The 12365-nt window shown below is 26.4% G+C and carries 14 protein-coding genes; 6 read left to right on the top strand and 8 right to left on the bottom strand.

The features are described from left to right. Window positions 1-287: 287 nt before the first annotated feature. A complete protein-coding gene (locus AVBRAN12654_RS03095) occupies window positions 288-1745 on the top strand; it encodes a hypothetical protein (RefSeq protein ID WP_214120650.1) in 1458 nt (485 codons plus the stop codon). 176 nt (window positions 1746-1921) lie between these two features. Here AVBRAN12654_RS03095 and AVBRAN12654_RS03090 read toward each other — a convergent pair whose 3' ends face one another. The 3 genes from AVBRAN12654_RS03090 to AVBRAN12654_RS03080 all read right to left on the bottom strand — a co-directional run bounded on the left by AVBRAN12654_RS03090 (window position 1922) and on the right by AVBRAN12654_RS03080 (window position 3692). Further along, complete coding sequence (locus tag AVBRAN12654_RS03090; RefSeq protein WP_239802881.1) at window positions 1922-2164, bottom strand: hypothetical protein; 243 nt, start codon at window positions 2162-2164, stop codon at window positions 1922-1924. Between the two features lie 518 nt (window positions 2165-2682). Beyond that, window positions 2683-2913, bottom strand: a complete 231-nt coding sequence (locus tag AVBRAN12654_RS03085; RefSeq protein WP_336613906.1) for a hypothetical protein — start codon at window positions 2911-2913, stop codon at window positions 2683-2685. A gap of 455 nt (window positions 2914-3368) precedes the next feature. Next, the gene (locus tag AVBRAN12654_RS03080; RefSeq protein WP_214120439.1) at window positions 3369-3692 is read right to left on the bottom strand and encodes a hypothetical protein; all 324 of its coding nucleotides are present in this window, start codon (window positions 3690-3692) and stop codon (window positions 3369-3371) included. A gap of 294 nt (window positions 3693-3986) precedes the next feature. Between AVBRAN12654_RS03080 and AVBRAN12654_RS03075 the strand changes: the two genes are divergently transcribed. After that, window positions 3987-4436, top strand: coding sequence for a hypothetical protein (locus AVBRAN12654_RS03075; protein ID WP_214120438.1), 450 nt, complete (start codon window positions 3987-3989; stop codon window positions 4434-4436). Between the two features lie 29 nt (window positions 4437-4465). On the opposite strand, the gene AVBRAN12654_RS03070 is transcribed toward AVBRAN12654_RS03075, so the two are convergent. Together AVBRAN12654_RS03070 and rdgB are read right to left on the bottom strand one after the other, a co-directional pair. Further along, a complete protein-coding gene (locus AVBRAN12654_RS03070) occupies window positions 4466-4954 on the bottom strand; it encodes a hypothetical protein (RefSeq protein ID WP_336613905.1) in 489 nt (162 codons plus the stop codon). 126 nt (window positions 4955-5080) lie between these two features. Continuing rightward, window positions 5081-5674, bottom strand: a complete 594-nt coding sequence (gene rdgB / locus AVBRAN12654_RS03065; protein WP_214120436.1) for an RdgB/HAM1 family non-canonical purine NTP pyrophosphatase — start codon at window positions 5672-5674, stop codon at window positions 5081-5083. Between the two features lie 34 nt (window positions 5675-5708). Here rdgB and AVBRAN12654_RS03060 point away from each other — a divergent pair, with 34 nt between their 5' ends. Both AVBRAN12654_RS03060 and AVBRAN12654_RS03055 read left to right on the top strand, forming a co-directional pair. Beyond that, complete coding sequence (locus AVBRAN12654_RS03060) at window positions 5709-6851, top strand: aminoacetone oxidase family FAD-binding enzyme (RefSeq protein ID WP_336613908.1); 1143 nt, start codon at window positions 5709-5711, stop codon at window positions 6849-6851. Then, window positions 6844-7836: a pyridoxal phosphate-dependent aminotransferase gene (locus AVBRAN12654_RS03055; protein WP_336613904.1), complete on the top strand. Its 993-nt coding sequence runs from the start codon at window positions 6844-6846 to the stop codon at window positions 7834-7836. Before AVBRAN12654_RS03060 ends, AVBRAN12654_RS03055 begins: the two co-directional genes overlap by 8 nt. 22 nt (window positions 7837-7858) lie before the next feature. Here AVBRAN12654_RS03055 and ruvB read toward each other — a convergent pair whose 3' ends face one another. Further along, window positions 7859-8869 carry a Holliday junction branch migration DNA helicase RuvB gene (gene ruvB, locus AVBRAN12654_RS03050; protein WP_214117299.1) on the bottom strand — a complete coding sequence of 337 codons (1011 nt, stop codon included), beginning with the start codon at window positions 8867-8869 and terminating at the stop codon, window positions 7859-7861. A 68-nt stretch (window positions 8870-8937) separates the two neighbouring features. On the opposite strand from ruvB, the gene AVBRAN12654_RS03045 reads away from it, so the two are divergent. Continuing rightward, on the top strand, window positions 8938-9357 hold the full coding sequence (locus tag AVBRAN12654_RS03045; RefSeq protein ID WP_214117301.1) for an Hpt domain-containing protein: 420 nt from the start codon (window positions 8938-8940) through the stop codon (window positions 9355-9357). Next, window positions 9354-10385, top strand: coding sequence for an AI-2E family transporter (locus AVBRAN12654_RS03040; protein WP_214117303.1), 1032 nt, complete (start codon window positions 9354-9356; stop codon window positions 10383-10385). The genes AVBRAN12654_RS03045 and AVBRAN12654_RS03040 overlap by 4 nt, the downstream gene beginning before the upstream one ends. On the opposite strand, the gene AVBRAN12654_RS03035 is transcribed toward AVBRAN12654_RS03040, so the two are convergent. Continuing rightward, window positions 10382-11371 carry an alanine racemase gene (locus AVBRAN12654_RS03035; RefSeq protein ID WP_336613903.1) on the bottom strand — a complete coding sequence of 330 codons (990 nt, stop codon included), beginning with the start codon at window positions 11369-11371 and terminating at the stop codon, window positions 10382-10384. The two genes, AVBRAN12654_RS03040 and AVBRAN12654_RS03035, sit on opposite strands and share 4 nt — an antisense overlap. Continuing rightward, the gene (locus AVBRAN12654_RS03030; RefSeq protein WP_214117312.1) at window positions 11371-12333 is read right to left on the bottom strand and encodes a L,D-transpeptidase family protein; all 963 of its coding nucleotides are present in this window, start codon (window positions 12331-12333) and stop codon (window positions 11371-11373) included. The genes AVBRAN12654_RS03035 and AVBRAN12654_RS03030 overlap by 1 nt, the downstream gene beginning before the upstream one ends. Between the last annotated feature and the right edge of the window lie 32 nt (window positions 12334-12365).

The following is a 12365-nucleotide window of genomic DNA, read 5'->3' as shown; positions in this document are numbered from 1 at the left end:
TTTCTAATAATATTTTAAAATATGCAAATAATTTAAACTCACTACTAGTTTTTCCAGCTTATTATTTATTAATTGATTGTATTTGTTTTGTATTAAAAAACTTTAACAAAATATATTGTAACAATTATGATATTTAGATAAAAATAACAATAATTTCTATTTTTACATAATATACTAAAAAGTATTAAACTAAATAATATTAATTTAATTAAATATTAATAATTTTTAACTTAAAATATGAAAGAAATAGCATTGAGCTATATAATATTTTAAAAAAAGGAAGTAAAATGAAAAAAACAATTTTATTATCAAGTGTTGCACTGATGTTCTGTGCTTGTGGAAAATATGGTGGGGTTTATAATATTCCTGAAATACCACAACCTACTAATAATCAAAGTTTTTCGGAATATTTAAATAATTATGAGTATCCAAATCCTTGCTTTGGACATGGTCCTCACTCATATTGCACTAAAAAACCTATAAGAACTATTTATTCTAAAGGCAATGAAGTATTATTACAATATGACAACCTTATTCTTAATGACCAATCGCTAAATTTATATCATCATGCTTACAGATATTGTCAAGGAATTGGTGGTAAAAGTGTAATTAAAAAAGAAGTTTTTAGCTCTATGTTAAGACATAATCCGGCATTATTTAATGATGATAAGCCACAAGTTGATGAGTTTGTAAAAATAAAGGATAATTATTCGCCTTATGAGATTTCTGATGGATATTTTGAATGCAAAGCAGGGGATAAATCATTTGAAATTACAAATAAATTTGGAGAATATTCTTTTATAGATGATAGTGATAGATTTATTGGCGAGTATAGAAAAGAAATTACTGCCTTATTTGTAATTAAATTCCACACTCCACAAAACGCTCCTTATGTAAATGGAGATGATTATTATCTTTACGGAGATGAAAGAGATAATAAAGTAGCTTGGGTAAAAAGAGATGCAGGTATTGACAGAAAAACAAATGATAAGAGATTTTATTATAGAATTTTACCACTATACCATATTTGCAAAGCTAGATATAATGGGACTCCTTATATTGTAGGAGATACTACTGAAAATAAAGTAATGCTTTTAGGAGATTATTTATTAGAAAGTGTTAAATATGGCAAAGGTATAAGCGAGTTCGGGGATTATACTATATCGTGTGTTTCTAATACTAAGCCATTTACTTTTAAAAAGACATTTAATGGGGAATTAGAAAGATATGTAAATGATCCTAAAAATTCATATTCAACTTATAACAATATGCCTTCTGCTTATTATGAAGTAGTTAGTAAATCTGAAGATTTAAGTCAATATGAAAAAATTCCGTTTGAACAAAGAGGCTATATAAATAAATTAATATACAAAGCATATCCTGAAAACTATGCACAAACAAGCAGTGTTTATCATGATATATCTGCTTATATATTAAGAACTCCTAATCATTCTAATGGATATATTGGTATTGTTATGTATGATAAGGTTAATAAGACTGATGATGCTTTACATACTTACAAAATAGAAGATAATCAAAAGCGTTATATAGGATTTGTTGGTGCAAAAGATATAGAAAAGGCTAAAGAAGTAGTTGAAAAAAATTCAGATACCATACTTAAAAACTGCTCTTTAAAATTAGAAGATTTTAAAATAGGTGCATACACATTAAATTGCAAAAATAATGTTATTTTTGTAAGAAAAGGGGATAAAATCCATTTTATAAATAAAATAAAAAATAATTGATATAAACATTTTATAAAAAGCTCTAAATTCTTTTAGATTTAGAGCTTAGATAAACATATTGAACATAAAGCTAAACAATGTATCATTATAAAAAATTATAAAGAACTTATTTTTGGTCTTTAGGGAGTTTAATTGCTATTAACATAGCTACTAGAAATATACATCCTACAATTAAATTAGTTAGTATTTCCATTTTTCTCTCCTTTTTCTAATTTATCAAATTCTTTAAATTGCTCTTTTGCAATCTGTGTAGTTTTAGATACTACATATAAGCTTATAGGCACAACTAATATAACACCCCATAATGATATTATATTCTGTGTAAAATACATAACTACTGGTGCAATAATTCCAAAATTAATTATGTTTTTACTTATATCTAAGTAATATTTACCTAACTCTTTTTTATATTCTTTCATATTTTTCCTTTACGAAATTATATATTCTAAAACATTAAAAATCAACCCCAAAAGGAAAATAACATACATAATATATTATATAGTTTATTTTATTGTATATATAATACATAATTTATAATATATATTTTTGCAATAAAAACATTTTTATATATCAAAAATATCAAAGATAATCTATACAGATATAAAACAAAGACACCTATTTATCAGAAATAAAATTAAGAAGTAGAACCACATATTAGCTATTATGTAGTTCAAGGTTAGAAACCTTTATTCTTTCCAAGTAATATAATTATATACATAAAAGGTAAATATATTTTGTAGATAAAAAAGCTGATTAAATCAAGCTATAAAAGTATGCTAGGTAGATACAATTAGTATAAAACTAATGTATCTTTGATACCTAGCCAAAAAAGAAACTTATTTTTGTTCTTGTTTTTTTGTTTTTAGGTAATTTAAGGCAAAAAGACCAAACACTGATAATCCTAAACCTATTATTCCTAGAAAAATCTGTATATTTGTCATTTTAAATCCTTTCTTATATTGTCAATTAATATTCCAATAAGGAATGCTAAAAAACTGATTATAACTGAAATACTCATTGTGAGTAAATCAAAATTTGTATCAGTTTTAACTCCAAACGCTACTATTATAGCTATTATTACGCCTATGCCTAATCCATAGCAACTTCTTGATACATTTTCTAAAACAAATTTGTTTGAAAATATACATTCTTCTAAAAGTTCTTTCATATTTTACCTTTCTTAGATTAATTTAAAAATAAACCAACCCCAAAAGGAAAAATAACACCCATAATGGGAATATTATTCCCATAGGGGCAACAATTTCAGACCTAAACCACGCCGTTATCGTGGAACACAGGTGTCTGACCTACCTTTTTTGTGTTTAAAAAGCTAGTGCTATACACCAACTACAAAACTTAGCAAACGCTAATCCAGTAGCTAGTGTTACGACACTAACTTTAAAGCAAAAATACAAAATTTCATTTGCCATTTTTTTCTCCTTAAAAATAAATTTAAATAAACTCATTTTTAGGAGAATAATTACCCATTGGGGTTTTTCTCTCCAAATGGGCTTATTTAAATTCATACCCAACACGACCGAAGTCGTGTGAGTAAAAAACTCCACTATACAAGCATTGACAATGCTAAAAAATGATTGAAAATAATTTGTATGTGGAAGAAAATTATCTAGCAATAACCTCAAGTGCTGAGTTTAAGAACTCAGTTCTTTCAAGGTTATTTAAATAACAACCTATTAAATATAGGATTGTTATAAATCCTATTCCTAAAAGAAATTGCAAATTAGGGTTATTTGTAACACCTAATATTTCTTTTTCTTTGGTTGCTTTTTCATTTTTTTCTTTATATGGCACTAAAGCCATATTTTTGGGAATATGTGTGCATAACCCATTTTTATCTATTAGCCAAGCTCTAGCTTTTGCTTCAGCTCTAGCTCTTCTAATAAAGGCAATTTGTTGCCTTGTTAAATTTTTTTCAAAATTTGCCATGATTTTTCCTTTCTGGTTCCGAAAGGGGTGGCAAAAATACAATATTCCTAGAGGATATTGTATCCCCTAAGGAACATAAAATAAACAAATGGTTTTTGTTTATAGATATAATGATACCTATATGGCAAGGTTGAACCATTAAACCTAACTTCTAAGAAGTTGCCATTTTTAAAAAAAATTGAATTATTATATCATATATTAAATAACTATTGTTTTAAAAACAAATGCTTATTTTATTTTAAGTAAATTTATACTATAATTATAGTATGAAAATAATTTTATGGAGTAAAATATATGAAAAAAACTATTTGGAAAAGTGAAGTAAGATTTTTTCAATTTAGCCTTTGGTGGTTAGCGTTCATACCTTGCTTATTTGTTTTTGCTTGGAATTTAGGACTTGCTTGTATTACTGATTTTATAAAATTAGGACATATTGATTTTAGCAATATAAGTGTTATTGATAATGCTATGAATACTTGTAAATATTATTTAGCTTTTATCGGTGTTATTTATGTAATTTTATCGTTTTTTATGTTATTTTTAAATGGTCTTAGAGATAAAATTAATGGTATTGTAGATTATGTATTTACGAAATTACCTATGTGGGATAATGAGCCTTTTAATGATAGTAAAAATAATAATTTACACGATTGTGATTGGCTTGAAGATACTAATTTTATAGACGACCCAATTACAGGTATTATTTTTGAAGATCTTCCAGGAAATATTTTTCATAAAAGTTGATATACCCAACCCTTTTTGGGTTGGTAATGTTATAAATTCTTATTAATTGCAAAGTTAGTCCATTCTTTAAGCTTTTCAGCCTCGCTACCTAATACATACCTTTGGTCGCCAACTTGTAGATATTTACCATTTATATCTCCTTTTTCATAGAATACCCATTGTCCTTTTTGCTCAATTTCTGCTCTACTATGAATTAATTTATCATTTTTATCGTAAAGTCCTTCAACTCCATTTACTGATTTTAATCTCATTCCACTATCTGCTAAATTTACTATATTTGTAGTGTCTTTTACATTAGTGTTTTGAATCTTTTTATGTTGATTACTAACCTCATTTTCTCTTCTTTCTACTCTTTTTTCTATTGGTTTAGTATCAACCATTTGAGTTTTATCTTCAACATTATCAATACCTGCTCCTAATTGATTATTTAAAGCTTTAGTATCTTGACTAAATGCACTTTGATTACCTATCTCACTCATTCTATTAGTTAAATAGCTTAATCTTTCTTTAAAGCTCATATATTTACTATTAAACTATAGTGTCAATTATAGATACATTTTATAATATAGTTTTTTAAATTAAATATGAAATTATTTCATTCTTTTAGTTTTTCAATTTATTAATTAATAAAAATTAATAAGAATTTAAAAAATCTTTTTTAATTCTTCTAAAGCCTTAAATCTGTGGCTAATTTTATTTTTTTCATCTTGACTAAGCTCTGCAAAAGTCTTACTTAATCCTAAAGGAATAAACATACTATCATAGCCAAAACCATTATTACCGCTTTCTATTTTACTAATCGTTCCATCGCAAACGCCTTTTGCAAATTCTATCTTTGAATTAGTGATTAAGCATAAAACGCAAACAAAACTAGCCTTACTAAAATCAACTCCAATTTTTGTTAATTCAAGGCGTAATTTTTCTCTATTTTTAGCATCTTTTTCATCACTAAAATCATTTGCGTATCTAGCAGAAAAAATGCCTGGAGCATTATCTAAAGCCTCAACGCAAAGACCACTATCATCAGCTAATACTGCATAATTTTTCTTATCTTCTTCGCTTAATTTATCCCACAATGCTTTTGCTTTAATTTTTGCATTTTGTTTAAAGCTATTTCCATTTTCAATAGGATTAAAATCACTAACAAAATCACTTGCTAAATAAAGCTCACAATTTGTTAATAATTCTTTAAATTCTTTTAATTTACCACTATTTGAACTCGCAATTATTATTTTCATTATCTATCCTTTATAATTTTTAGTATTATAAGTAATAAAAATACCAAAAGGACAAACCATTAAAGATTTAATAATTATTGGAGCTGGAGCAGCGGGATTATTTTTGGCTGCTAATTTGAAAAAAAATGCTTTAATTTTAGAGCAAAATAACGCCGTTGCTAAAAAACTTTTAATAAGTGGTGGTGGCAAATGCAATGTAACGAATGAAAATATCAATATTAAATCGTATTTATGCGATGATTATGATAAATTAAAGCAAAGTTTAGATGAGTTTAGCTATCAAGATAATCTTAATTTTTTTAAAGGAATTAAGTTTAATAAAATTAGAAATAAGCAGTTTTTTGCTCCTAATTCTTCATTAATCCTTGATAGATTATTAAGTCAAAATAAATCAAAAATTATACTAAATACTAAAGTTTTAGGCTTAGAAAAGGCAAATAATTCTTATAAAATCATCACAAATAAAGGCGAGTTTTTAGCTAAAAATGTAGTAATTGCTACTGGTGGAATTTCTTTTGCTACTTTAGGAGTAAGCGATATTGCATTAAAAGTTGCAAAAGAATTTCAAATAGGATTTAGCGAGTTTTTACCTGCTTTAGTGCCACTTACTTTACAAAAAGATGAGTTTTTTATGAAAAATCTTAGTGGAATTAGCATTGAAGTTTGCATTAATGATATTTTTAAAGGTTCTATGTTATTTACCCATAAAAGTATTAGCGGCCCTGTGGTTTTGAGTGCTTCATTGTTTTGGACTAAAGGCAAAATCAAAATTAATTTTCTAAATGATTTTAAAATAGATTTTAGTAGTTTAAAGCAAGCTAGCACGCATTTGCCTTTACCTAAAGCTTTTATTAAAGAATACTTAAATGCAAATAATTTAAGCGATAAAGCAATGAATAAATATAATTTAGAAGAAAAAGAGATTATAAATAAATTATATAATTATGAGTTCGCACCAGCAGGAAATCTAGGCTTTAATAAAGCAGAAATTTGTAAAGGTGGAATTAACCTAAAAAGCCTAAATGAGCATTATGAAAGCTTAGGAAATAAAGGTTTATTTTTCATAGGTGAATGTTTAAATGTAGCAGGGATTTTAGGCGGATTTAATATACATTTTGCATTTGCTAGTGCAAAAAAATTGGCAAATTATTTAAACAAGGAGTTAAAAGATGATTGATTTATCAAATAATGAAAATACCTTAATAAAACACGATTTTAAAAGCATTATGAATGATTATGATTTAATGTGTAAATACCCTTGCGATAGCGAGTATTTGCTAAAAGAAGAACTAGCCAAAAAGCATAATGTAAAATCAAATAACATAAGCTTAGGTTGTGGCTCAAGCGATATTATTTATAGAACAATTTGTGCTTTAAATACAAGAGCAAAAAGCGAAAATAAAGAGCTTAATTTAATAGTTCCTATGCCAACATTTGATTTGGTTTTAAGCATTGCAAAAGCTTTAAAAGTAAAAATCACTTATATTTATTTAAAAGATGATTTTATCCTAAATGTAAATGATATAAAGCCATTAAAAAACTCATATAATTTAATTTACATTACCAATCCAAACAACCCAAGTGCAAAAGAGCTTAGCCAAAATGATTTAGAATATTTATGCTCAATTTGTAAGGATAATACTTATATGATTTTAGATGAAGCTTATGCTGAATACAATGCTAATTTTATAAGTATTAAAAAATGTCAAAAAAATATAATAATTACTAGAACCTTTTCTAAAATCTATGCTCTAGCAGGACTTAGAATAGGATATGCTATTGCTGAAAATAAATTGCTTTCTTTTATTGATGAGTTTATTTTAATAGACAATATCAATGCTTATGCTTTATTTTGTGCTATAAATGCTTTAAAAGATGAAGAATTTGTAAATAAAGCAAGAGCTATGACCTTAGAAAATAAGGCTAAATTAGAGCAGGTTTTAAATGAATTGGATATTTTTTATTTTAAATCTAATGCTAATTTTATTTTACATAAAATAAAAAGTGAAAATTATCATAATTTTATGCTAGAAAACGGCGTTAAAGTAGGTAGAAAAATACATAATTACCCTTTATTTAACAGAATTAGTGTAGGAAATATTGAAGAATTAAATGTATTTTTTAAAGCCTTAAAATTAGCAAAAGAAAAAGATTTAGTGTAAAAATAAATTAAGAATTTAATTCTTAATTTATATCAAATAAAGAAGGTGTATAACCACTTAATTTTAAAAGCGAATAAGCTTTAGTGGTTGCTACTCTTCCTTTTGCACTTTTTTCTATGTAATTATTTGCTATCAAATAAGGCTCGATTACATCTTCAATAGTTCTTTCATCTTCGCTTAAAGCTGCTGCAATAGTATTTAAGCCCACTGCTTTTTTAGCCTTGCATAAAAACTCAAGATAATTTAAATCACACTCATCAAGACCTAATTCATTTACGCCTAAACTCTCAAGCGCTAATTTAGCTCTTTTTAAAGTGATTTTTGTTTCATTATTTACTATGGCAAAATCCCTAACTCTTTTAAGAAGTCTAAGGGCAATTCTTGGGGTGCTTCTGCATCTTTTAGCTATTTCTTTACTAGCGTCGTTATCACAGGTAATATCAAGTTTTAAAGCAGCTTTGCTAATAATTAAGGCAAGTTCATCAGGGGTATAAAACTCTAGCCTACAATTAATCCCAAATCTATCCCTAAGCGGAGTTGAAATTCCACCGCTTTTAGTAGTAGCAGCAATTAAGCAAAACTTAGCTAAATCAATTTTAACGGTTTGAGCTGCAGGGCCACTTCCTATTATAATATCAAGACGAAAGTCCTCCATCGCTGGATATAAAACTTCTTCAATAGCAGGGCTTAAGCGATGAATTTCATCAATAAATAATATATCTCCATCTTCAAGATTTGTAAGAATTGCAGCTAAATCTCCGCTTTTTTCTATCATAGGGGCTGCTGTTGTTTTAATATTTACTCCCATTTCATTTGCAATTATATTTGCTAAAGTGGTTTTTCCAAGACCTGCAGGGCCAAAAAATAAAGTATGATCAAGCGGGGCATTTCTTAACTTTGCTGATTTTATAAATACTTTTAAATTCTCTTTAGTTTTGTTTTGACCTACATATTCATCAAAAGTGCTTGGTCTTAGGCTAATTTCATATTTGCTATCATCTTTAAATTGTTCAATTTCAACTATTCTTTCCATTTTTTACCTTAAATAATGTTTGTAAATAATTTGTATAATCTTAGCAAAATATAAAAACGAGTGATTACATGAATAAAAATTTAGGACTTTTAGGGCAATTAGAATTAGAATTTGATTTTGATATCGTTGATGATTTTATGACCCATTTTAATATTTTTTGCGATTCTTTAGAGCCTGTTATTATCGCACTTGAAGATGAAGATAAATATAAAAATAAAGTAAATGAGCTTTTTAGAATGTTTCATAATATGAAAAGCGCTAGTGGTTTTTTAAAAATTAATCAATTCGTAAATATTTGTAAAATTGTTGAAGATGTCTTAGATGAAGCTAGAGATATGAGAGGTCCTGCTAGCGATGAATTAGTAGATTGGCTACTTTTTGTAACTGACCAATTTATGATATACAAAAGAGATTTTAACGATAATAATCCTTATCTATCAGCTTTAAATCCAAAAATTATTCACCTACCACAAAGGCTAAATAAATGAATGCTAAATATTTTATAACAGCTATTGTTTTATTGGTTTTATGTTGTTTGCTTTATTTATTTAAACCTTTTTTATTAACTATTGCAATTGCTGTTTTAATGGCAGTTGCTACTGCAAATCTTCATCATAAAATATTCGTAAAAACAAAAAGAAAATATGTAGCTCCAATTATCTTAACAACTATGATGTCTTTATTATTTTTTGCTCCACTTGCATACACTAGCTTTTCTTTAGCAAGTTCAATTAAAGACTTAGATATAGCTCAAATTCAAACAACAATTACAAAATTAAAATCAGCAGAATTTAATTTGCCAAGCAATTTAGACTACATAGAGCCAAAAGTAAAAGAAGCTTTAAATGAAATAGATTTAAATAATGTAGGTAAAAATATATTAAATTATGCTTCAAATTTTACAAAATCAGGTGTTAAATTCTTTACTGAACTTATATTAATAATAATATTTTATTTCTTCGCAAATTATTACGGAGTAGAACTTGTAGGATTTTTTAGAAAACTTATGCCGCTTAAAAAAAGTGAATTTGAAAATGTATTAGGCGAAGTATCTAATGTAATGAGCGTTGTGTTTTATTCTGTAATTATTACTGCTGTTTTTGAAGGTTTATTATTTGCAGTATTTTTAATGTATTTTGGATATAACGGACTTTTAATGGGTATTTTGTATGCAATATCTTCGCTAATTCCATTAATAGGCGGTGCTTTACTTTGGGTTCCTGTTAGTTTGTATGAATACTCTCACGGCAATACAGCAAATGCTATAATAATTGCGCTTTATTCAATTATTATGATTTCTATTATTGCAGATACTTTTGTAAAACCATTAATAATTAGATGGATTAATGAAAAATTGTTAAAAACACCAGCAAATGTAAATGAGCTTTTGATATTTTTTGCAATGATTGCTGGTATTTCTACATTTGGCTTTTGGGGAGTTATATTAGGGCCTGCTATTTTGGCTTTATTTTTATCAGTTGTAAAACTTTATGTATTAATTATAGAAAAGCATTAAATTATTATTTTTTTAATGCTTGGATTTAATCTAACTAAAGCTTCATAAACATTAGTATTAAAATAATTTGCGTATTTTAAAGCATCGTTAAATACGCAGATATTTTCTTTATTAGTATCTTCAATACTAAAGCTATCCATTGAGATTTTGCCTAAAACTTGTTCGTTATTTGCTAATTTAAATTCTTTTAAACCTTTATAATATAAAAGCCCATCTCCATATCCTAAATCATAATTAGCAACTTTTAAATCCTTATTAGATACAAAAATCTCATCATATCCAATACTATCTCCAGCACTAATAATTCTTGAGCTAATTTTTTCAGCCCAAAGACTTAAAACCGGCTTTAAATTAGCCTTTACATCGCAATATCCAAATTGTGCTAAGCCTACTCTAGCGGCCTTATCGTATTCATTTTCATCTAAAAATAAAGTGCTAGAATTTGCAGAGTGAAAAAACACTTCATCAGAATAATTATTCTTTATAAACTCGCACATTTTTATATAAAGTGGTTTTTGATTTTTAATATTATTTGGACTTGAATAATGAGTGAAAGCTGATACTAATTTCAGCTTTTTTTCTTTAATAATTTTTAGAGCTAATTCTAAATTGTTTTCACATATTCCACTTCTATGCATATTAGTATCAAGTTTTAAAGCGACTTTATCTTCATTATTTAAATAATCAAAATAACTCAAATCATTAATCGCTAAAATATAATTATCGCAAGCTTTATAATGCTTTGGAATTTGAGATAGTATTAATATATTTTTAAATTTATTTTGAATAACACTAGCTTCATTTATGTTTTTTACTGCGACATTTTTAATACCAAATTCTAAAGCCAAATCACTAATTATATTAATATCGTGCCCGTAAGCATTGTCCTTTAAAATAATGATTAATTTATCAATGCTACTAACTTTTTTTAAGCACTCATTTAAATTATAAAAATAATTTGCTTTATTAATTGTGATAAATGCCATTATTGCTCCGTTAAGATTGACATTTTTCCATTTACTAATTCAATATATAAAACTTTTTCGCCATTAAAAGTATAACTTGAAGTAGCATAATTTTCATAAAAAGTAATCTTAAATATTTTTCTTTGCTCTAAATTAGGATAAGGAATTATATTTATATCTTTAAATTGTATTGTTTTATCCTGCTTTCTACTAAAAATTGCCTTTTTTTGCTCCTTAAAAGCAGATATTTTCGTGCCATCATATTTAATAAACTCATCACTATAATAACTAAGATATGTTTTATAATCATTGTTAGTCCAAGCATTTTTCCAATCAAATAAATTAGCCAATATTAAAGCAATTTCATCAGCATTTGTGCTAACAACGCCTTTTTCATTAATTAATACATATATTTTTTTATTATTTACAATGCCATTAAAATCTAGCAAAACATCATTAGTCATTACAACACAACCCTTAGTCTTATAAGCATCATATCTTACATCGCCTTCAAGTGGAAAACCATGAATCCAAATTCCAGAGCCTGTTTTTTTACGAACTTTATCATATAAATTAGGATAGTTTAAAACAAAAGCATAAGGTCCATAATAATTATCAGGTGGAACCATTTTGTTTAAAACCTGATAAGCTCCAATAGGGGTTTTTAAGTCCCCTTCTCTTTCTTTATTACCCATAAGACCTGTTATTACACTTTGCTCGAATTTAGGTGTTAATTTGTTGTTTTTTTCTTCAAATAAAACTAATTTTTGTTTATCTTTATCAACTACTACCACCATAGCATCATCGCTATAGTATCCATATTTTAAATCAAGTCCTTGCAATTGAGTTTGCCAAAACTTAACATCACTAAGTCCAGCTTCAAGTTTATTTTCAACTGCACCTATGCCATCTTTTAAATAAATTTGTAATAAATTGTCTGAATATAAATAAATTGATAATAATAAAATTATGATTTTTTTCACTATTAGCTCCTATAAAAGTTAAGGACTAATTA

Origin of the sequence: Campylobacter sp. RM12654 (assembly GCF_020137585.1) — a bacterium.
GTDB lineage: Bacteria > Campylobacterota > Campylobacteria > Campylobacterales > Campylobacteraceae > Campylobacter_E.
This window is presented reverse-complemented; position numbering and strand designations above follow the sequence as displayed.